The organism is Oligoflexus sp. (genome assembly GCF_035712445.1).
Lineage (GTDB): Bacteria > Bdellovibrionota_B > Oligoflexia > Oligoflexales > Oligoflexaceae > Oligoflexus.
Window position 1 is genome coordinate 1 of sequence record NZ_DASTAT010000083.1, and the last position, 22,153, is coordinate 22,153.

Genomic DNA, 22,153 nt, shown 5'->3' on the forward strand with positions numbered 1-22,153 from the left:
GTGAGGAAAAGACTCTTGGTCTGGAAACCAGACAATGGTCTCGAAATCTACGATCCCCTGTTAAAACCGGAGAATGCATTTACAGTCAAAGTCAACGACGACGAAGCAGACAAAACTGTGCTCAGCTTTGTCAACGGGCATGCCCTGATCAGAAAGGATGGCAGCTGGTATTTTCTTAATACCCTTAAAGAAAGCGAAACGGTCCTGGCAGCTGTGGACAAGGACGGCATGCAGGCTGCAATCAGCGTTTCGGGCAAATGGTTGACCTATCGCAACGGGGAGGGGCTGGTTCTTATGGATCTCTCCACAGGTGCGCTTAGGCAAAAGGACTGGCCTTTCCCTGTCGACGAAGTCCGTTTTGCTCGGGGCTCCGATCTTCTTTGTATCAAAGCAGCGCAAACCCTTCGCTGTGGGCAGCCCCAGGATATCCTCGACGATAAGTATGTCCTCGATTCAAAAGACGCTCAGGGCAAGTTTGCAATGGACTGGTCCGGTCAGTTGATCGGTGTTCAGGGTACACGGCAGATCTATGAACTCGATAGGAAGAATGGGACCTTCTACCTTTATCCGTTCTTAAAAAAGGTTCTGGACCTTTACTACAATAATAATGGCCTTCGAGTCTATAGTCCCGAGGGTACAGAATACGTGACCAGCTTGCCTCGTGAACCTTCGGAGCCCAAACCCTTCAATCCTGATTTCGTGCCCAAGCGCGTGGAGTTTTGGGCGGATCATGAGAATATTTTTTATAACGCCAGCGATTATAGCGTCGGCAAGTTCAATGTGGTCTTTCGGAATCGCGATGCCTCCTTCAAAGGCTATGGCACCGTGCTTGATCCCAAGAAAATCACTCTCTCGAGTTTGATCCTCCTTCCGAGTCGCAATCATTTCGTCGCGATCACGGCCGATCAGCAGGCGGAAATCTATCCTATCGACGGATCTTTGCTGGCTAAATTTAGCAGGGAATGTACCTATGTGTCCCCATCGGGGGATAGCTGTGTTTACGAAGCACAAGGTAAGACCTATTTTGCGGGCCTGGACGACAGAAGGCGCTTCGCCTTCAAAAAGCCCATAGAAATTCCTGATTACTATCCCGCTGAAATGCTTTTCTGGCATCCGACAAATCCTCTGCGCTTCGCGGGCTTTGATCAGAACAGGCTCTTGATCTGGGACTTTTCACGTGGAAAAGCGGATTTGACGTTTCAGGCTGAAGCACCAGGAAGTCTTTATCAGGCCAACTGGGTGACCGAACGATGGATCGCGGCTTCCGGCGAAAATAACTACCTTGCCATATGGGATGTGGAGTCCCAGGAAAAGGTTTTTGAAAGCTCGGGCCAATATGATTACGTGTCGCAGTTCGAGTCGCCTGTGGATTTCGCCCCGATTCCTGGCGTGATCGCGACTGTAGGCAAGGATGAAAACGGAACGCCGGTTCTGGAACTTTGGAAAAAGGGCATGAAAGAGGCCTACGCCCGGCATGTTTTTACGGATCCTGATATGGAATGGGCTCAGATCCTGCGATTTGACAAAAGGTCAAACCTGCTGCTTATAGCCTTTCATCATGGCTATGTTTACCTTATTAAAAATGTGAAAGAGCCGCTCAAGTCTGATAATATTACTCTCCTCCAGTCCCATGAAGATATAATCATGAGCATGGATTTTAAAGATGATGGGCGAACGGCTTATAGCATCTCGGCCGACGGTTCGATTGTGGAGCACGATCTTTTCGGGAAGTACTATTCTCGACAAATTTTGAAGGCGAAGGCCAGCAATACGGGAGGCTGGCTTGCGGATGATGAGCAGTATTGGATGCACTATCCGGATCGGACTCTCAGCTTCTTCGATAAGGCCGGGAAACAGCTTGAAACGGCCGAGAATCTCGTGGATGTCAGTCTCAATGCTTCACGAATTGCCATAGGCGGCGTGCGGCAGAAGAACGTTATCATTGATTGGAAGCGCTTCGATGTCTGGCAGCAGTTGTGCGAATGGTCTCCGTCGCTCCTGGAGGCTGCTCCTGACGATGCCGAGCATTGGAAGGTGTGCAAATAGGTGAATATCCAATTTTCAGGAGGGTGATGTGAGTTTAAAGCTTGGTAAAGTCGCGGCGGCTGTGGTGTGTGCGATGGCGGCTCGTGAAGGCTTCAGCATGGACGTGAAGGTCGTCAAGGACAAGAAGACGGGAAAAGAGTTTTTCTGCGCGAATGCGACGTGCGAAGGCAAGAGCGTGTGTATGGGGGCGGGCAATGACGCCTGCGGCTCACAGAACAAATGCGCCAAGACCTTGGGCCATCCCATCGGCTGGACTGATGCGCCTGATAAAAAGATCTGCGAAGAAAATGGCGCGGGCAAGTGGATGCCCTATAAAAAGGAATATTCGATCAAAGGCGGTAACGTAGCGCCCTTGGCGAAGAACAAAGCGGCACCCGCGACGAAGAAGTAAATAAAAAAAGCTGAGGCAGAACCTCAGCTTTCTTTTTTTTATCTTAATTCAACGTTCAGGGAACCACTTTGCCATCTGGTCCAATTTTTTCCAGCTGGATAAAGATTTGGTTCTGGGGCTGATCACCTGCGATATGATCGTAGGTTGCACCATCAGTCGCTCTCAGGTTCTGAGCAGGGTAAGCTGCGCAGGTGCCAGTGGCAACGGCGGCGTTACCATGAGAGAAGGGAGCGCCACCGGTTCCGGAGTGCAGATAGATGTTCTGGCCGGACTGGTTACACACAACCATGAACGAGCTGAGGTTGTTGATCGCCACAGCAGCGCCCTGACGGTCAGTCAAAGCAATTTTGTTGGGATCGGTTGGATCAATCTTCGCCAGGTACTGAGTCGCGAGACCAGCCTGGTTAGGAATGATGGCGCCAGCAGCGTCTACGGCCACTTGAATTTTCAAGCGGTTGGCAGCTGAAGTGCCCCAGCCTTGAGCGTTGGTCACAGTAACCATGTTGAACATGGCTTTGTTGGTCAACTTCTTCATGGGGTCTGCCACGATAGGAGCTGGTGGTGTGTTCGTAGGAGCCGGAGTTTCAGCTGGTTTTGTAGCTGGCGCGTCAGGCTTTTTCTCTGGAGCCGGAGGAGCCACATCATCCTGTGGCATCGGGCCATGACTACCGGTAGCGTTATCGCTAACCGCTTGTTCAGTTGCTGCACTCTGCACGCCAGTGTTGTAGCTAGGAGCTTTCGAACAGGCTGTTCCAAAAGCAACCAAAGTAGCGAGCGATATAATGGTGTTCCTGTAAGCCATGTACCATCCCTTTCGTCGAATTTTAAATTCCTGCGTAGGACATAGAAGCAAGCGCCGTTCCACGAACATTATCGGTACAAGTCTTTGATTTCTTGAGGAGTGGGTTGGGGCCGAAACTGTCCAGACATCAGACGCTTCATGGAACTTAGACAAGGTGGTGTAAGATGTTGAATTCCATGCGGGAAAATGGGTGTAGGAAAAGGGTCTGCGCAGGGAATTCACAGTGTAAAGGCATAAGCGGAATTTTATGTCGAAAGGATTTACAGCCTTGGAGGCCCCGGAGAGGCGGCCTCGGAGTGTAAAAGTGCTGACTAGCGGCTCATCCCGAGGCTCACGCCGAAGGCGGTCATCGAGATGTCGAAGGCATCGTTCGTGCTCTTGTATTGATTGAGCAAAGCCCCGATTTTCATTCCTGAAGCAAGTTTATACTCGCCCATGAGCCCTATGATGTTCGATGTCTCATCCTTCTTGCCTTCCGGATTCGTTTCCCGCATGTACGATAACTCGATGCTGAGGTCCTCGGTCATCCGCGATGCAATCGAGGCGACGAAGTCCTGGCCCATTTCCTTGGGTTGGCCGTTGGAAGCGATGCCGGGATAGTCGGTCCTTGTATAAATAAATCCCGCGCTGAGAAGGGGAGAGACCTGATAGCGGGTGACAAGGCCGAGGCTCCGCGGGATATCAAGCCCCGGTATGATGCTGTCGCGATAGCGGTCGGCATAGGAGAGAGTCAGCTCCCAAGGGCCGTCGTGAAAGGTGCCGCTTAAAAGAAGCCGGCGCGTGCTGGAGGAGATATTTCCGCTGATGGTCTTGGATTCGGTGGCCTCGACGGCTTCGCTCACACCAAAGCTGAACGAAGGAGTCACCTGGAAGGCCAGATATGGTTCATAACTGGTCGTCAGATCTTCAAAACGCACGATCACGCCGTCCATGGTGTACTGCTGGATATCGCCCTTGATGCCGACGACCAAAGAGTTGTCATCAAGACTCTGCCCGCAGTGAAAACCAGCGCCCTGCGACTTCGCTTCCAGAGTCAGCTCGATGGTTTTCGAGATAAGGTTGCCGTGAGAGAAAAGTCCCGCGACTTCGCAGCTTTGCTTTCTGATTTGATAGCTCTGCGATGCGGAAACATACATGGGGCTCAGAAGAACGGAATCTTCGAAAGCCGGCGCATCGGCGAACGCGTGAAGGGGAAAACCGAAAAGTGCGAACAAAGTCCAGGTTGAACGCATGGCAAGGCTCCATAGGGTGAATGGATATTCTACCATTGCCCCGCTCACAGACCCTCCTGTATAAACTCCAAAGATAGCTGGAGGGATGATCATGGACGAACCCGTCTCCTGGAAATACTACCTCGCAACCGGCATCGCAGCGGTAATCGCCTGCTTTCTGTCGGCTGTGCAGGGCGATGCCGGCATCTTTTTTCGCGTGCGTGAAATTCTCATCATCATTTCGAGGACGGATGTCCATCCGCTGTGGGTGTTTGTGCCTGCGTTTTTATTGGGACTTGCGGCCTGTTGGGTGGAACGGCCGAAGAACAGCCGCTCGGTTTTGATTGCAGGTCTGGCTTCGTTTTCGCTTTTCGGATTTACGCCCTCTTCAAGCGGAAAAAATAATCTGGAAGGACGGTCGTCGGCGCTGGTCGATAATCTTCAGCTGCGCATTGAGGGTTTGGAGCCCACGCCCGCGGCGGTGAGCCTGATCATCCGTGATGCGGAATTTCAGATCGTGGAGCGCGTGATGCCGCTTAAAGAGGAGATGAACCTTCGCATCCTGCCGCCGGGCTCCTACACGGTGGAAGTGAATGGAGCGAACTTTTACCGCAATGTGATTTATCCCGTGACGATATCCGACACGCCTGTGGCCTTGACGATTGAGCTGGAAAAAGTGGGCGGGTTTGAAGGATTTCTGCAGAAGTTTGTCAGGCCGGCGAACCGTGGAGGTCGCCAGCCGTGAAGGATTATTTCCAGGCTTTGCGGAAGTTTTCAGCGATTTTGTCGAGGAAATCGTCGGTATAAAGATAGCTGCCTTCGGGAACCTTGTTGCCGTGAATACAGACAGCAAGGTCCTTGGTCATGGCGCCGCCTTCGATGGTCGACACGCAGATTTTTTCCAAAGTTTCAGCCCAACGCACGACGTCAGGAGTATTGTCGAGACGACCGCGGTGCGCCAGACCCTGGGTCCAGGCAAAGATGCTGGCGATCGGGTTGGTGCTGGTCGGGCGACCTTTCTGATGCTCGCGGTAGTGACGGGTTACAGTTCCGTGCGCGGCTTCTGTTTCGATTGTGCGGCCGTTCGGGCACATCAGAACCGAAGTCATCAGGCCGAGCGAACCAAAGCCCTGAGCCACGGTGTCCGACTGAACGTCTCCATCGTAGTTCTTACAGGCCCAGACGATACCGCCGTCCCACTTCAGAACCTGAGCCACCATGTCGTCGATCAGACGATGTTCATAGGTGAGCTTCGCGGCTTCGAACTTGCTTTTGAATTCAGTCTCGAAAATACGGGCGAAGATGTCCTTGAAGTGTCCGTCGTAGACCTTGAGGATCGTGTTCTTGGTCGACAGATAGACAGGATAATTCTTCTGCAGGCCGTACTGGAAGCAGCTGCGCGCAAAACCTTCGATCGACTCGTCAGTGTTGTACATGCCAAGGCTAATACCGGCGCTCTTGAAGTCATGGATTTCCCAGGACTGAGCGGGCGAACCGTCGGCAGGCTCGTAAACCAGCTTCACTTTGCCGGCCTTGGGCACATCGATATCCACACATTTGTATTGATCTGCGTGAGCGTGACGGCCTACGACGATCGGACGTTTCCAGTTGGGAACGAGTCGGGGAATATTTTTACAGATAATTGGCTCACGGAAGACAGTGCCGCCCAAATAGTTGCGGATCGTGCCATTGGGGCTCTTCCACATCTTCTTCAGGTTGAATTCCTTGACCCGCTCTTCATCGGGGGTGATGGTCGCACACTTGATGCCCACATCGTATTCTTTGATGGCAGCGGCCGCGTCCAGAGTCACTTTGTCTTCTGTCTTGTCGCGGTATTCGATACCCAGATCGTAGTATTTAATGTCGAGGTCGAGGAAGGGGAGAACCAGCTTTTCCTTGATACGAGCCCAGATGATCCGGGTCATTTCATCGCCATCAAGCTCCACAATCGGATTTTTGACCTTTACCTTCATTGATACTGACTCCTATTAGGCTTTCACACGGCCCTTGGGACCAAGGGAGCGAGGGGGAAAGTCTAGGGGCTTACGGCGCGCTTGTCCAGCCCATATCGCGCGCCACCCAACGCCCCGGTCTTGTCATCGTGACTTATGTGCGGAAGTAATGAATGGAGCGAGCCATCGAAGCGAAGTCGCGCAGCTGGTCGTTGACGTCGATCAGAGCCATGATCTCGGTGCGCGAGCCAGGCTTCACATTGCAGACGATGCCATGACTCGAATAGAGAATTTTGAAAAGGCCAAGTCCCGCGCCGCCTTTTTTCTCGTCGATCAGCCCATCGGTTTCATCGCGCTTCAAAACTTTTTTCAGATAGGTGAGGAGCGTTTCCTTGCGCAGAGCACCGAAAGGATCAGCGGTGGAAATGGCTAAAATTTGACCATCGCAGCCAAAGCTCAGCTCGCCGTATTCCGCCGGTTCCAAAACGATGGCCTGGGTCTGCTCGACGTTTTTGAAGCGTGGGATGCCCGCAGCAGCCGGCGCATCGTAGACGGTATTCATCAGAAGCTCCTCGGTAATCCCAAAGGCCATGCGCGCGGCGTGCTGCCCGAGGTGACAGGCTTCGGCAAAGCGCATGACGTTGCTGTTCAGCTCTTCGCGTTCCGCTGAACCGCGGACCTGGGCCCTGTGGATGATGGTGTGAGGCGCGAGGTATTTTTCAATTCCAAAAATGTCACGACTGCGGATTTTCGTGATGGTCACCCGCAATTGGTGGATCGTCCAGCCTTCGCGGCCTTTGTTGGCAATCACGTGGTCCAAAAGCTTCTCTTCGGTATTCTGCAGAAGCGCGCTATACTCTTTCATCGGCAATTCGGTCGCGAGGATGGCTTCACCCTTGGGATTGGTCTGCCTAAAGCTCGTGAGCAGCTTCAGATCGGGTATGTTGCTGACTAATATATCGATCTTGCTGTTATTCTGCAAAACTTCCAAAGCCGCGTTGATATTCGTCACGCTTTCCAGGTTTTGCCCGCCGCTGATAAGCCTTAGAGCCTCTATGGACGGCAGCGATTTGTAGCCACTGCAATCGACAAACAAGAGTGATCCGTTCATGGCATCCTCAAGGATAGGGGATAGGCAAAGTTTGCACTCTTTCACTATAGCGCAAGGCGCAGGTGGAATCCAGAGCCCATCAGGCAAAGATGGCTACGGAGGTTGACATGAGTGCGCTCCCCTACGTAGAATTTTATTAAAGCTAAAAAAGCGTCCTAGGGTTTACAAGGCCGACAAAGGCCAGCGGATCGCACCTTTTAAGGAGGAAATGACAGAATATGGAGGCTATTCATCTCTACTTCCAGCACGGTGGCTACGAAGTCATGTTCTCGATCCTGGCGACCCTGGTGATCTCCCTGGGCCTTGTGATCGAACGCGCGTACCGCCTGTGGATGGAATACGATCTGATCAACAGCGATGGCTTCATGGCCATGGTGCAGAAGATGGTGATGAACAACTCCATCGAGAACGCCATCCGCCTCTGCAAGAAAGCCCGTCCCAAACTTCTGCCCTACGTGCTGGCCGAAGGTCTGAAGCGTTCGAATGATTCCACCCAGGAAATCAACAACGCGATCGACTACGCGGTCCTCACCGTGGTTCCCAAGGTGCAGAAGGCCGTGTCGTTCCTCGCAACGACCGCTAACGTCGCCACGCTGCTCGGACTGCTCGGTACCATCTTCGGTCTGATGCGCTCCTTCGCGGCGGTTGCGAAAGCCACGGGTGCTCAAAAGCAAACCCTGCTTGCGGAAGGTATCTCGGAAGCGCTTAACGCGACCTCCTTTGGTCTCTCGGTCGCTCTGTTCTGTCTCTTCGCATACGGTGTGCTGACCGCCAAGCAGAAGACCGTGATCGACGACATCAACAAGAACGCTTCCAAACTGAACGATTTGCTCTATACCAGGAAGATGAAACTCAAAGGCGCGAAAAAAGCCTAACGGGAGAGGCCTGTGAGCGGTAAGAAACACAAACGTCGCAGCTCCAGCATGGGACCGGAGTCCCCTGAGCTGAACATCATGCCCTTCATCGACATTTTCTCGATGCTGAACACCTTCCTCCTGGTGTCAGCCGCGTTTATCGGTCTGGGCATTTTGGAGGTTCAGGTGCCGTTCCTGTCCAATTCCTCGGAAGTCAAGGAACCGCCTTCGCGGTCCTTCAACGTTCGGGTGGATGTCGCGGATGCCGAAATCAAGGTCACTTCCGAATGGACCGAACAGCCCTTCGAGAAGAGCGTGAAGACCTTCAAGGTCGATGACGCCGATATCGAGCTGTTCCATCAGGAGATGATCGCCCTCAGGACCAAGGTGCCCGACAATGACAAGGTCACCGTTTTTTCGGATGACTCGGTCAAGTATGAAATAGTGATCAAGGCGATTGATGCGATCAAGACTATGAAGGAAAAAGAGCCTGCGCTCGCCCTTCCCAATGCGGAAGAGCTGCGGAAGCAGGGCCGCGATAGGTTCCTTTTCGAAAAAGTCGTCATTGGTAGCGTGATTCTGTAACGATGCGGAAGGAGAAGGACGATGGCATCAGCCGGTGGAGATAGCGGCGACAGTATGTCGCTCAACGTTATGCCCATGCTCGATATTTTTAGTATCCTCGTAACCTTCCTTCTGATGAGTTACTCGACGGATCCTACGAACCACGACATCGACCAGAACCTGGAACTGCCGGACTCGGTCACGCTCGTGAGCATGGACGAGGTTCCCAGTATCATTGTGAATAAGAACGAAATCCTGGTGAATACCAAGAAAGTGATCACCCTGCAGAACGGCAAGATTCCGCAAGCCGACATCCAGCAGGGTGCCGCCTATCCCGTTTATCAGGAGCTGGTCGAAATCCAGAAGGTGAACAAGGCGGCTGCCGAGCAGCTGCGCGGGAACCAGGATGGCGAGAAGAAAGCCAAGCCGGGCGAGATAACGATCGAGATGGACAAGAAACACGATTTCGAACTGCTCCGTCGTCTCATGCTCGCAGGACAGCAGGCCGAATTCATTACCTTCAAGCTGCTTGTGGCCAAAGAGAACATCTGATGGGGTTGGGCTGATGCTGAGCAAGTGGGGAAAAGCAATGGCCTTCGCGGCCAGTCTGGTAAGCGCCGTACCGCTCGCAGGTGCTGACGAGTCCGAGCGTTTTAAGGACGTGGAAATCCGGGTGATCCGTCCCCGCTATTTCACCAAAGCCGGTCGCCTGGAAATCGGGGCGGCTCTGAACACGATCATGAATGAGAGCTTCATCTATACGTTTTTGGGCACGGGCCTTCTTACGTATCATTTCAACGAGACCTTGGCGATCGAAGGAACCTTTGCCTATGGTCTGAGCATCGATCGCGAAGACAAGCGCATCCTCTTCGACGAATTCGACATCAAAACGCAGATCTTCCGCACGTCCTTCATGAGTGAGGTCGCGGTGCAGTATACGCCTATTTACGGCAAATGGCAGCTGCCTTCCGGGAAGCTGGTCTACTTCGATACCTATCTGCAGGCGGGGGTGGGGACGACCGGAGTCGAGTGGCGCTATAACGATTTCTGCGAGCCGCCCGATAAGAAACTCGACCCGACGGCCGAGGACATTCCCAAGAACACGACCAAGTCCTATCCCACATTCATGGCGGGCGTAGGACAGCGTTATTTTGTGTCGCGGAAAATGGCTTACAAATGGGATCTGCGAGCCAATCGTTTCAATTACACGATCCTGGACGGCGAATGCAGTCCGATCAAGGCTAAAACCCAGCAGGGACTCACGGGTACGGCGCCGCACGACACGATTACTCTGCTGATTGGGGTTTCGTATTACCTTTAGCGCTTCGAGGGCCCATGTTTGACCGTATGCGAAAACTCGGACTCCTGATTTGTGTCGCGACCCTCGCGATCACGCAAGGCGAAGCGTTGGCTGACTATAAGCAGGCCAAGGTTTATTTTGCCAAGAAAGACTACGTGCGCGCGGCTTCGGCCTATCACGAAGTCTATGAGAAATCCGACAATAAGGCCGAAAAACGCAAGGCTGAATGGGGATTGGCCCAAAGTCTTCAGAAGATCGGCCTGCTCTATTCCGCATCCAAGCACTATAGTTTGATCGTGCGCCGCGGCCGGACCGAGGACAATCCCTTCTTCCGTTCCGCGCTGGAGGAACTGGGAAACATCAACAGCAAACTCAGCCTTGGCCAGTCGCACATCGTGCAGCTCTTCAAGACCGAGATACGGTTATCCGATGTGCCCGGTCCCGCGCGTGGTTTCTATTTCTATTACAAGGGTGTCGAAGCTTTCGGAGACCGCAGCCTCGAAACCGCGGAAAAATACTTTTCCATGGTTCCGGCCGGCAGTCCCTATCAGCTCGGCGCTCAGTTCCATGAGGGCGTGATCTCGAACCTGAAGGGTCGTCACTCCCGGGCGATCGCGCTGTTCGAGAAAGTGCTGGCGGGTACCCGTGAGCGCAGCGATATGAAAGAGCTCCAGGAAATGTCGCTGATGAACATCGCGCGCGTGAACTACGAAATCAAACGCTTTCCCGAAGCGATCTCGTACTACGGCCAGATCCCCCGCGATTCCGAGAACTGGCTCGACGCCATCTGGGAAGCGTCCTGGGCGTTTTTCTTCATGGAAAAATTCAACAATAGCCTTGGGAATATCCATACGATCCATTCCCCGTTCTTTGAGAACCGCTTCTATCCCGAAGCTTACATTCTCCAGTCGATCACCTTTTTGAGGATGTGCCGCTACGATCAGGTGAAAGAATCCATGCGCCGCTTCAAGGACCGCTATCAGCCGGTCTTTGGCGATGTGAAGGGGATGCTGAACCGCTTCAAAGGCGATCCGAAGGGTTTCTTCAAATACGTCTACGATTATCGCAAGGGCGACCTGAACAGCTATCGCCGCGCCGAGGAAATCGTGAAGAAGCTTTCGCAGGTCGATGCTTTCAAGGAAGCCATGGACACGATCCGCTTTGCGGACCGGGAGTTGAATTCGCTCCGAAATTATCGTGAATGGCAGTCATCAGGCCTTTTGGACAGTCTGAATCAGTTCCTGGAATCCAAGAAATCGGCTGCTGTGCTGGATGCGGGCCAGAGAATGTATAAGGAAGGAACGACCTACTATACAGCCCTGCTGGAATACTCGAATCAAACCAAATTGATCGTCGCTGAAATGCAGCTGGGCAAACTCGCCAGCTTGCGCGCCCTTATCAAAGTAACCGGCGAGGATAAGAAGGCTCAGTTCATCGGCGGCATGCAGAAACTGAATATCAACCAAACCCTTGAATATTGGCCTTTTGAAGGCGAGTACTGGGAAGATGAGCTTGGCTTCTATGTTTATAATATGGCCAGCCGTTGCGTGGCCAACAAGGATGATGGGGACGGCGACAAGGGCGGAGAATAAGTTTTCGGCTGGAGCTGTGGCTATTATTAAGGATGAATTATGCGTCTTTTGTTCCAAACGTTACTGCTAGGATACGTGCTACTCTGGCACTCGCCAGAGCATCTCGCTGCCCAGGAGCAAAAGCGCGCAACCCTTGAGGTGACTGAACGCAAGCGCGAGAAGAAATCCGAAAAAGCGGGCCCATCCCTGAAGCGCTCGGCTGTCTTCGCCATGCAGGTTGAAAGAAAGCTCGTCAAAGGCATCGATAAGACCACGAGGTACCTGGAAAAAACCGCAAAAAGCCTGCCCCCGCGGTCGCCGCAGCGTCTGCAGATTCTGGAACGCATCCTGAACCTGCACATGGAGCAGGCGACTTACGTGCGTTCGGAAGAGGAACGCATCTATGATAAGCAGTATACGGCCTGGGAAAAAGGCGGGAAGAAAGGCACCGAACCGCGTTTGAATACCAGTCGTTCGCAGGGCCATTGGAAGGCTGTCATCACCGAATCGTCGGACATCCTCCAGGAATATCCAAGGAGCGAGAACGCGGATCAGATCACCTATAACAAGGCCGTGGCGCTGCAGTTCCTCGGCAAGGAAAAGGATGCGGCCCGCATCTATACCCAGCTGATCCAAAAGTATCCCAACTCCGCGATCTCGGGCGACGCCTATGCCTCGCTCGGTGATTTCTATTTTGATCGCAACGACTTCACCAACGCGCAAACCAACTTCGGCAAGGCCCTGAAGTACAAGCGCAGCAAGCGCTACCTCTGGTCGGTCTTCAAGCTCGGCTGGTGCGCGTATAACCTTGGTGATTACCGGAAGAGCTTGAGCTACTGGAAGCAGCTCGTGAGCATGGCCAAAGGCGGCTCGCAGCAGGATGCCCAGCTCCGTGAAGAAGCGCTGCGCGACATGGTCTTCGCCTTCGCTGAACTCAAGATGATCGAAGAGGCGATTGCCTATTATCGGGCCAATAACGGGGCGAACTACATCGGTCCCTTCCTGCAGCTCCTGGCTCAGATCCTGTCCGATCAGGGTAACTATGCGCAGGCGATCAACGTGCTGAAACGCTTCCAGCAGATTGCACCGAACGATCCGGATGGACCCAAGGCGCAGAAGGAAATCGTCAGCCTCTCCGGTGCCCTTGGCGATCTGAAGCGGGTCTGGGTGGAACTGGAGCGTTACGCCCAGAATTATTCGGCGAACTCCTCGTGGGCCAGAGCCAATAAGAAAGATCTGGTCCTGGAAACCCAGGCCGAGATCAAAGACCAGATGCTCTATTACGCGACGCTGACTCACCAGAACGCGATTAAGGATGATAACCGCGAATTGAACCTGGCAGCGAAGGAAGGCTATCTTCTTTTCATCAAGTATCATCCCAAGGCCCGCGAAGTTCCGGGCGTGATGTACTACCTCGCGGATATCGAATACTACCTGAAGGATTACCGCGCGGCAGGCCGCTACTATCTGGAAATCGCCTCGCTCGGCAAGGACAAGGCCGTTCGCTATAACAAAGGCGATAAGCCCGAGAACATGCACAAGGAAGTGTCCATCTATATGGTGAACGCTTTCGTGAAGGATTTTGAACCGGAATTCAAAGTGCTGAAAAAGCGCAAGCCCGACTTCAAAGATCCCAAGCCGATTTCGGCACGGGCCCGGAACTACATGAAGGCCTGCGAGAAATACACGGGCTGGTATCCTGAAGACGGCGTGCGCGTGAAGAGCTGCGATGTGGGCGTCGCGACCATCTTCTATCATTCGGGGCAGAAGGACAACGCCATCCGTTATCTGAAGAATATCGCCGTCAAATATCCGAAGGACAAGGAAGGGCAGTCCGCGGTCGACCTTTTGATCCCAATCGTGAAGGATGACCGGAAGGATCTTCTCGCCACTGCGGATGCTCTTTTGAAGATTCCCGAGTACAGAAACAGCAAGGTCGGCAACGATCTCAGGAATATCCAGCGTGCGGCTGAAAAAGAAGACATCGCGAAGGAGAAGGATACTCTGAAGCGCGCGCAGCGTTCGGAGGCCCAGGCCCGCAAATATCCGAAAGATCCGGATGTGGATAAGCTGTGGTACAACGCCGCTGTCGACTATATCAAGGCCGGGGCGATTGTCCCTGCGATTCAGGCCTATCTCTTCATCGTGCAGAACTTCCCGGATAAGCCGCAGGCCCCTGAGTCCCTGCTGCAGGTCGGCAAGATCTACGAAAAGCAGCTGGAATACGATAGGGCCGCTGATTACTTCATCGAGTTCACCAAGAAGTATCCGAAGGAAAAAGAAGCCGGCGGTGCGTTGGCGACAGCGTGTACGCTGCAGATTGCCCTGAACACACCCAAGGCTCTTCCCGTTTGCATCGCCTTCGCGAGTCGCTTCCCGGATAACGCCCTGGACGTCGTCGAGGATCTGATCATCGGTGCGGAGCGGGCCAAGCGTTATGACCAGATGGTCGAAATCATTCGGACCCAATACCTGAACCGCTTCAAACTGAGCCCGAATCAGCAGATCGTCGCATACTACCGCATCGCTCGCGCGGGTGGGAATGATGCCGGCCAGGCCGTGGCTCAGATCAAGCAGATCTTCGGTCAGGGTCCAGGCAACGTGAGTGGGGAAGCCCTCCGTTATGTCGGCGAAATCGCCTTCCGCGAAGCTGATAGCATCCTGCCGCGTTACATGAAGATTCCTTTGGTGGGCGGAACGGTCGACGCGCTTGCGAAATCACTGGAAAACAAGGCCAATGGCCTCGCTCAAGTGGAGCAAACCTATCAGCGCGTCGTGGCCACGAAAGATGCCTACTGGGGTGTGGCCGCACTTTATCAGATGGGCCTTGCGCATGAACATTATGCCGAAGCCCTGGCCAACCCTCCGGCGATTCAGGGTGCTACGAAAGACGATGTGGTCAAGGAGCTGGCGCCGCAGATCGCGGAACGCAGGAAGGCCGCAGCCAACTGGTATAAGATCGCCCAGGATACGGTGACCCAGTTCCGCGTTTACAATGATTGGTCGCTGCGCGTGATCGGTGGCATCAATCGCCTGGCGGGCAAGAAAGTTCAGTTCGACGACTTCGTGGTGCAGCCGGACTTTTTGGGTTCCGAACTTGCCAGCAGCATGGCTGGCTCTGTGAAAAATGGGAAATAAGCTATGCTTCGAATATCCTCTCCATTGCTAGTTCTGGGCCTGATGCTGGGATCCTGTGCCACGCTGCAGAAAACGAGCGGTGGGGATGATAAGGGCGGGAGCGGCAGTGCTTCCGCTGACAACGACGATGAAGGTGATGGGAAGAAGTCATCAGGACCGGGCGATGATCTTTACGTCTCCTCGAATTATCAGACCCTGACCTATAGTTTGTCGAATAACTCGCTGACCTCCAGGACCATCAATATTTCAAAGGCCAAGGACCTTGCCAGTGATCTGGAAGGCAAGCTGGCTTCGCCCTCGGTCAAAGATCGCAAGGACATGATCGCTCTGATGGCGGCCAAACGCTTGGCGGGCGAGGGCGTAGGCCCTGTGTTTCAGGTCGCTAAAAAGCTGATGGTTGTCGAAATGAAGGAAGACATTCGGCATGAGATGCCGGAAGTCGCCCAATTGGAATTGGCCCTGGCTTCGATTCATTCCCGGCAGTTCCCCATGGCGGAACACTGGATCAATAAGCTGATGTCGAGCAAGAACGAAAAGACCAAAGCCGCGGCCCTCACGGCGCGCGGCATGATTGCGATGATCGATGGGCGCCTGCCGGAAGCGGTCGCGCTTTGGAATGAGGCCATCAACCTGCGCAAGGACTATGAACCCGCGCGGCTCAATATCGGCTTTACGGCTCTCCGTTACGGTGATTACAAGACGGCCAAGGCCATGTTCGCAGGCCTTCCCGATGACTTCTTCGTCACGACCGGATTGATCCAGGCTGAGCGTCTTGCGGATAATCCCAAGGAAGCGGCCCAGCTCTGCGCGTCGGTTCTGGAGAAGAAGAAGAACTATAAACCCGCGCTTTTCAGCTGCGCGCTGAATGAATATCAGGGTCTTGGCAATCTCACGAAGGCCAGGACGGAGCTGGAAGAGATCGCGAAGACGGATGGCGGCCCGACCTCGATCGACGAGCGCGCTTACCTCGTGATCGGGAAACTGGAAAAAGAAATTCGCGAGCAGCAAGCCAAGGAACGAGCGGCGGCCGCGGCGAGACAGCAGCAGGCGCAACCCGCAGCGCAAGGCCAGGCTCCGGCGAATGGTCAGCAACAGCCGCCGCAAGGAGCGCCCGCTGGTGCGGCTCCGAAGCAGTAAGAGACAGCCCGCTTTCGCTTTTTGACAGCACATCCCTTCATCATCCCGATTTAAGGCCCGCTATGTTAAAGCGGGCCTTCCCATTTCTACTGATCCACGCGATAATAGTTGTAACGGCGTTTATCAGGTTAATGGAGTCTCCGCCAGGTCCTCCCCATCAAGGGCTGGCTTTATTTGGGTTGGGTTGAATGAACCTCGAGATCCGCTACTCTCCGCCTAATCAATCGCAGCAGGTCGTGCCGGTCCGTGATCGGCTCATGATCGGCTCGCTGCTTTCCAACGAAGTCGTGATCCGGGCGACAGCGGTGGAACCCATTCACGCCATGATCGAGGTGCTCGAGAATGGTGTGCACATGCTCACGGATTTGGGTTCGCACTCGGGCGTTTTTCTGAACGGCAAGCGCATCGAAGTCGAATCCCCATTGAGTGTCGGCGATCGCATCACCATCGGTGATGTCGTCATCGAAGTGATGAATCATCAAACTGCGGCTGCTGCCAGTTCAGAGTTCAAGGCAGCGCAGAATGAAGGAACCAAGGTCGGTGGGGAAGCCACCGTTATGAACGGGCGTTCGGGGATGGCGGGCTCGCCGCCACCGGCTTCTGTTTATGAGGCGGCTTCTGATCATGACATGGAATCGGACCACGAGGACGCGGATGAGGCGGACGATATGGCTGCAGGCGATGATGTAAAAACAACAGTTCGAGCGGCGCCCCGAGGCGACGGTGACCGCGGGTCGGATGAAGGCGGGGATCAATTATTTTCCCCCAGGAATGCCAAACCCAGCGGAAACGTCCTGGAGGTCGTGAGCTATTGGGATGAGACCATAGTCGATGTGGATCTCTTTCATCCCAAGTTCAAGAACTTCGAGCGCGTGACGATCGGCGAATCGCCCAAAGCGCACTTCCTTTCAGGAAGCGACAGCGATGTGCGCGTTCACGAACTCGCATCAGTGAATGAAGAAGGCTACACCCTGCATCTGATGCCCGACATGCAGGCTCGTCTTCGCAAAGGTGGAAAGGTCCTCGAAGAATCCGGGGAGAAGTCCATCAATATGAGCAAGCACGATATTGCTCATATCAGTCAGGGACCATTGAAATATTTCCTGATGTTTATCAAACCGCCAGTTTTGGAACTGCCGCGTAACAGCGCGCGCGATCCGATTTTCGCAATCATCATGCTCGCGTCGATCATATTCTACGTCGCGGCGATCCCTGCGATTTATCTGAGCAAAAATCCAAAAGACGATAAGAACGACGACGACATCTGGTCGATCGTGAATGCGCCGGAGAAAAAAGAAGAACCGAAGCCGGTTCCGAAAGAGAAGAAAGTTGAAGTGGCGGAAGTGAAGCAGGAGCCGCCGCCCAAACCCACGCCTCCGAAGCCACCACCAAAGCCACCCACGCCGGTTCCGCCTGAAGCGAAGCCGAAACCCGTGGAGCAGCCCAAGCAACCAACGCCAACGCCGCCGGTTGAGAAACCTACGCAGCAATTGGCTGAACCCAAGAAGCCGACGCCACCGACGCCTCAGCCTCCGCAAGAGAAGCCGAAGGATCAAGGGATGGCCCAGGCCGGGAAAAAGCCTGACTTCAAGCAGCCTGGTGCTGTGACCGCTGCAAAGGTAGGACCTTCAGGTGGTGCACAGGGTGGTGATAAGCTACGCCCTGATGCTGGCGGCCAACGCAAAGGTGAACAGAAAGTTGACCTTGCCGGAGCCGAAGGTGGAGCCCCGAATAAAGCATCTGGCGTGAACCTTGCTAAATTAGGTTTGGGTGCCGGTAAAGTTCTGAGTCAGGTCGGAGCCGGTGCCATCAAAACCGACTTTAAAGATTCCGCCGGCGGTGCCGGTGGTGGTGCGGGATCGGGAGCGAAAACTCTCGGCCTCGGTGGTCCTGGAACCGGTAAAACCCTTGGCGTTGCAGGGACTGGTGGAGCCGCGAACAACTTCGGTGGATTCGGTGGAAACGGATCCGGTGAAGGCGGCGCTGGTGGTCTGGGTGGCGCAGGAATCGGCAAAGGATTCGGTAAAGGCGAAGGCGGAGCTGGCCGTGCCAATGTCGAAGTGCCGCCCGGTGATCCTGTCGTGGCAGGCGGTTTGACAACGCAAGAAGTACAGGCCGTCATTCGAGCGAATTTGAATCAGATCCGTCACTGTTATGAACAATTGCTGCAGCGATCCCCTAACGCAAACGGCAAGATTAAAGTGAATTTCGTGATTGGATCAGATGGACGCGTGACCTCTTCCAGCATAGCATCCGACACGGTTGGCGACGCTGTAATGGCCGGATGTGTGACAGGAAAGATAGTCCGCTGGAAATTCCCGACGCCGCGAGGCGGTCAAAATGTGAACGTAAATTATCCCTTCGTGTTCAACCCGCTTTGATGTTATCCTAATCGGGCAGCGCCGTCTGTTAACGCCTCCAGAGCAATCTGGGGGCGTCGCATTCTTTTTTCGGTTAGGATTTTATAGGGGAATGATTACATGAAGAAACCAGAGCTCAAGGCCTGTCTGCTGCTCGGTACCTTTCTGTTCAGCTCGTGTGCACACCGTGCAGCTCCGCCTGGTCAAGATTCAGAAGCCCGGAATTACTATCAAGTGAAGGTAAAGAAGGGTGATACTCTGGCAAACATGGGCGCTCAATACGCCGTCCCCCACAGCATGATCCAACGCGTCAATGGCCTCGAATCCTCGGCCGAACTTATACCTGGACAAGTTATATATATCCCCGTTAGTGAGAAGGCTCAAATGTCTCCTGACTTGCGGGGAAGAAGCAAGCTGGTCAACGGCGTGCTTCCTGAATCCACGGGCAAAGAATCGGATGATGAGAATCTTGGTCAGGGCGAACGCGCGACTCTTTACACCGAACTTCGTCAACTGCAGTGGCCCACCCAAGGCCGTCTGAGTTCGGGTTTTGGTCCACGCAGCGGCCGCTCGCATGAAGGCATCGACATCATGGCCCCACGCGGTCGCAAGATTTTCGCGGCGCATGGCGGTACTGTTGAATACGCAGGATGGAAACGCGGCTACGGCTGGACTGTGGTTCTGCGCCAGAAGACTTTCAAGACTCTTTACGCGCACTGCTCGAAGCTTTATGTGAAGCAGGGCATGAACGTGAAGAGAGGCCAGGAAATCGCCCAGGTGGGCGCCAGCGGGAACGCCGAAGGCACACACCTTCATTTCGAATACAAGAATATTGCGAACAAGTCGATGGATCCCCTGCCACACTTCGCTCGCCAGTACGCGCACTGAAATCGGGCTTGCGTCTGCTGTCTTTTGGGCAGCAGACGCCCGTTTCACCTTCCTATTCTTTCATCGTGACCACAAAATCCTGACCCTTTATCCTGGGCGAGGCAAGTATGCGTTCACCCTGCTTTACGATCAGGGTGCGGCCGATATTTTTGGCCGTCAGATCCTGTATTCCAACTGAGGCGTTTCATAAATTTCCTCTGGATTCTTAGTGATTCATCATGCGGGTTTTTTAAAATTCAGACCGGAGGACTGCAGCCGGATACACAGAAAGCGTCCGCCTCGCGCGAGGCTCGGGCCAAGGTCTGAGGCTTTGCCTGAGGCATGAGAATAAACCGGGAGGCCGGTACAATGACCCGCTCCGCGAGGATTCCAGGAATCCTACCCGGAGCGGTTTTTGTCATTTTATCGACGGAGGTTTTGCTGTTGAGGTTGGTGATTATGTCTGATGAGGGATAATTGCAGCTTGCAGGTGTCGCTTGGGATGCACTCGCACGCAGCTCGCTTTCCAGACCTGCGAATAGGAAAAGGAGTGCGATAAGGTAGCGAATGCCAGACATGAAACCTCCTGTTTTCCAATGTAAGATGGGTGGGAAGGAAATCAAGGGGGAAGGATGAAAAAAATTCTTCGTGGGATCGGAATGGGCCTTGGTCTTATGCTTATGGCCTTCACGGACGCGATGGCCTTTACGGGCGCCACGGACAGCATAAGGGGCGAGCACATTCAGGTGCAGCTGCTATCGCGCGAGCTGAGTCTGCGCCCCGGGGCGACCCAGACCTTTGCGCTGCGCTTTCAGCCGGATCCTCACTGGCATGTGTACTGGAAAAATCCGGGTGACTCGGGCGAGGCGCCGCGTCTTCAGTGGCAAAAACCGGAAGGCTGGACAGTCAGTGATTTCACATGGCCGATGCCTGCACGGATCCAGGTCGGGCCTTTCTATAATATCGGGTATGAGGGCGAGGTGATCCTGCCTTTCTCAGTCTCGGTGCCCGCAGAGGTTTCAGACGGACCGCTGACTCTGGATGTTCTTGTGAAGTGGCTCGTCTGTGAAGAGGAATGTATTCCCGGTCAGCATCTTTTCAGCTGGTCCATGCCTGTGAACCGAGGCGGGACGATGGAGCCGAGTCCTTGGCAGCCGGTGCTGGAAAAGTCCGCAGCCCTTGCGCCACAGGGGAAGGCTGCGGCGAGGCTCAGTGAGACAGCCGATGGCGGGTCTATGCGGATCGAGATCAATGATCCTCGGATCGCTTCCGATCTGAAGCTTGTGAATTTTTTTCCGGATGAAGGATCAGGGCTCAAGAGTGCGCCGCCGCTTCTGAAGGAGCGCACTGTGACCCTGGAAAAGACGCCGGAACCAGCCACAAGGCAGGTCGGGGGCCTCGCTGTGTTTGAAGCGGCGGATGGTCAGGCGAAGGCTTATGACCTCGACATGAACGCGGCGTCCGCATCGAATGAAAACCTTTGGCTGATCCTTGGGCTCGCTTTTTTGGGTGGGCTTATTTTAAATATCATGCCCTGTGTTCTGCCCGTGCTTGCCATTAAAGTTTTGAGCCTTGTGCGGGAAAGCGGGGCCGAGGTGCGGAAGGTCAGGCTCGGGAGCCTTGCTTATGGGGCCGGCGTTCTTCTGTCCTTTCTTGCTTTGGCGGGCGTCCTGCTGCTTTTGAAAGCGGGAGGCGAAGCGGTCGGCTGGGGTTTTCAGCTGCAATCGCCGGCCTTCATCGCGGTCCTGGCCCTGCTCTTTTTTGTGATGGCTTTGAATTTTCTCGATCTGATTCAGCCCTGGAATGCCTTCACGCGCCTTGGTCACGTGGGAAGCACGCAGAGCGGGCCCACCGGGCAGTTCTTTTCCGGTGTCTTGGCGGTGGTCGTGGCGAGTCCTTGCACCGGGCCCTTCATGGGTGTCGCGGTGGGTTCGGCGCTGACACGGACTCCGTGGGAATCGCTTTTGATTTTTTCCGGGATTGGTCTTGGGTTTTTGAGTCCCTTTCTTGCGCTCGCATGGATACCGGGGAGTCGCAGGCTTTTGCCCAAGCCGGGGATGTGGATGGAAACCCTGCGGCAGGCGATGGCCTTTCCCCTGCTTTTGACTATACTTTGGCTGCTGTGGGTTTTGGAAAAGCAGAGTGGGATGCAGGGTGTGCTGTGGATTCTAGGGGCCTTTATCGGACTTGGTTTTTTTGCCTGGTTTTGGCGGCAGCGGACCAGCAAGACCCGTTCGCTGGTCTGGACTTTGGCTGCGCTGATGACCACGCTTTCTGCGCTGGCTGCTTATCAGCAAAATCCATCTGTCACCCGGACAGCTGCAGCTGTGCAGACTACGGAAGTTTGGAAGCCATTTTCCCGTGAAGCGCTGGAGGCCGCGCGGAAAGAAGGGCCTGTCTTTGTCGATTTCACGGCTGCGTGGTGTGTGACCTGCCAGGTGAACAAGACTTTGGTTTTGAATCGGGATGATGTACAAAAGGCATTCCAGGACCAGGGTGTTCGCTTGCTGCGTGCGGACTGGACGGATTATAACCCGGCCATCACCAAGATGCTGGAGTCTCTTGGGCGGCAGGGCGTTCCGGTTTATGCGCTGTATAAGGACGCCACGAGCGAGCCGCTTTTATTGCCAGAGGTTTTAACGCCGGATCTTGTGATGAAAGAGATCCAGCAGCTTTCCCCATATGCAGGTAGGAGTAAGTGATGAAAAAGTTTCTTCTGAGCGCCTCTTTGCTTTTCGTCAGTGCCGCGAGTTGGGCTGCCCCTCATCTTCAAAAGCCCGCACCGGATTTTTCCGTGCAGGGCAGTGATGGCAAGACGCACAAACTTTCCGATTATAAAGGTCAGTTTG

At 54.2% G+C, this 22,153-nt stretch carries 17 protein-coding genes; 13 read left to right on the forward strand and 4 right to left on the reverse strand.

Annotation, left to right across the window (positions count from 1 at the left end):
- Together VFO10_RS18555 and VFO10_RS18560 are read left to right on the forward strand one after the other, a co-directional pair.
- A partial coding sequence (locus VFO10_RS18555) for a WD40 repeat domain-containing protein (protein ID WP_325142921.1) occupies positions 1 to 2,046 on the forward strand: 2,046 nt, incomplete at its 5' end.
- A 28-nt stretch (positions 2,047 to 2,074) separates the two neighbouring features.
- On the forward strand, positions 2,075 to 2,437 hold the full coding sequence (locus tag VFO10_RS18560) for a hypothetical protein (protein WP_325142923.1): 363 nt from the start codon (positions 2,075 to 2,077) through the stop codon (positions 2,435 to 2,437).
- Between the two features lie 55 nt (positions 2,438 to 2,492).
- Here the strand turns inward: VFO10_RS18560 and VFO10_RS18565 are convergent, their stop codons facing one another.
- Complete coding sequence (locus tag VFO10_RS18565) at positions 2,493 to 3,239, reverse strand: hypothetical protein (RefSeq protein WP_325142925.1); 747 nt, start codon at positions 3,237 to 3,239, stop codon at positions 2,493 to 2,495.
- Between the two features lie 311 nt (positions 3,240 to 3,550).
- The gene (locus VFO10_RS18570; protein ID WP_325142927.1) at positions 3,551 to 4,471 is read right to left on the reverse strand and encodes a hypothetical protein; all 921 of its coding nucleotides are present in this window, start codon (positions 4,469 to 4,471) and stop codon (positions 3,551 to 3,553) included.
- Between the two features lie 91 nt (positions 4,472 to 4,562).
- Here VFO10_RS18570 and VFO10_RS18575 point away from each other — a divergent pair, with 91 nt between their 5' ends.
- Positions 4,563 to 5,195, forward strand: coding sequence for a hypothetical protein (locus VFO10_RS18575; protein ID WP_325142929.1), 633 nt, complete (start codon positions 4,563 to 4,565; stop codon positions 5,193 to 5,195).
- A 4-nt stretch (positions 5,196 to 5,199) separates the two neighbouring features.
- On the opposite strand, the gene VFO10_RS18580 is transcribed toward VFO10_RS18575, so the two are convergent.
- Both VFO10_RS18580 and VFO10_RS18585 read right to left on the reverse strand, forming a co-directional pair.
- Positions 5,200 to 6,423, reverse strand: coding sequence for an NADP-dependent isocitrate dehydrogenase (locus tag VFO10_RS18580; protein ID WP_325142932.1), 1,224 nt, complete (start codon positions 6,421 to 6,423; stop codon positions 5,200 to 5,202).
- 133 nt (positions 6,424 to 6,556) lie between these two features.
- Complete coding sequence (locus VFO10_RS18585; protein ID WP_325142933.1) at positions 6,557 to 7,513, reverse strand: hypothetical protein; 957 nt, start codon at positions 7,511 to 7,513, stop codon at positions 6,557 to 6,559.
- Positions 7,514 to 7,731: 218 nt separating this feature from the next.
- On the opposite strand from VFO10_RS18585, the gene VFO10_RS18590 reads away from it, so the two are divergent.
- The 10 genes from VFO10_RS18590 to VFO10_RS18635 all read left to right on the forward strand — a co-directional run bounded on the left by VFO10_RS18590 (position 7,732) and on the right by VFO10_RS18635 (position 22,006).
- The gene (locus tag VFO10_RS18590; protein ID WP_325142935.1) at positions 7,732 to 8,388 is read left to right on the forward strand and encodes a MotA/TolQ/ExbB proton channel family protein; all 657 of its coding nucleotides are present in this window, start codon (positions 7,732 to 7,734) and stop codon (positions 8,386 to 8,388) included.
- A gap of 12 nt (positions 8,389 to 8,400) precedes the next feature.
- Positions 8,401 to 8,952 (forward strand): ExbD/TolR family protein, encoded by a 552-nt coding sequence (locus tag VFO10_RS18595; RefSeq protein ID WP_325142937.1) that lies wholly within the window; start codon positions 8,401 to 8,403, stop codon positions 8,950 to 8,952.
- 21 nt (positions 8,953 to 8,973) lie between these two features.
- Positions 8,974 to 9,483, forward strand: coding sequence for an ExbD/TolR family protein (locus tag VFO10_RS18600; RefSeq protein ID WP_325142939.1), 510 nt, complete (start codon positions 8,974 to 8,976; stop codon positions 9,481 to 9,483).
- A gap of 13 nt (positions 9,484 to 9,496) precedes the next feature.
- Positions 9,497 to 10,252 (forward strand): outer membrane beta-barrel domain-containing protein, encoded by a 756-nt coding sequence (locus VFO10_RS18605; protein WP_325142941.1) that lies wholly within the window; start codon positions 9,497 to 9,499, stop codon positions 10,250 to 10,252.
- Positions 10,253 to 10,266: 14 nt separating this feature from the next.
- Entirely contained in the window at positions 10,267 to 11,823 is a 1,557-nt protein-coding gene (locus VFO10_RS18610) for a hypothetical protein (RefSeq protein WP_325142943.1), read from the forward strand.
- Positions 11,824 to 11,898: 75 nt separating this feature from the next.
- Positions 11,899 to 14,940 carry a tetratricopeptide repeat protein gene (locus VFO10_RS18615; protein ID WP_325142946.1) on the forward strand — a complete coding sequence of 1,014 codons (3,042 nt, stop codon included), beginning with the start codon at positions 11,899 to 11,901 and terminating at the stop codon, positions 14,938 to 14,940.
- A gap of 3 nt (positions 14,941 to 14,943) precedes the next feature.
- Positions 14,944 to 16,077 (forward strand): hypothetical protein, encoded by a 1,134-nt coding sequence (locus VFO10_RS18620; protein WP_325142948.1) that lies wholly within the window; start codon positions 14,944 to 14,946, stop codon positions 16,075 to 16,077.
- Between the two features lie 188 nt (positions 16,078 to 16,265).
- Positions 16,266 to 18,458 carry an AgmX/PglI C-terminal domain-containing protein gene (locus VFO10_RS18625; protein ID WP_325142951.1) on the forward strand — a complete coding sequence of 731 codons (2,193 nt, stop codon included), beginning with the start codon at positions 16,266 to 16,268 and terminating at the stop codon, positions 18,456 to 18,458.
- Positions 18,459 to 18,821: 363 nt separating this feature from the next.
- Positions 18,822 to 19,325, forward strand: coding sequence for a M23 family metallopeptidase (locus VFO10_RS18630; RefSeq protein WP_325142953.1), 504 nt, complete (start codon positions 18,822 to 18,824; stop codon positions 19,323 to 19,325).
- A gap of 611 nt (positions 19,326 to 19,936) precedes the next feature.
- Complete coding sequence (locus VFO10_RS18635; protein WP_325142955.1) at positions 19,937 to 22,006, forward strand: protein-disulfide reductase DsbD family protein; 2,070 nt, start codon at positions 19,937 to 19,939, stop codon at positions 22,004 to 22,006.
- Positions 22,007 to 22,153: the final 147 nt, after the last annotated feature.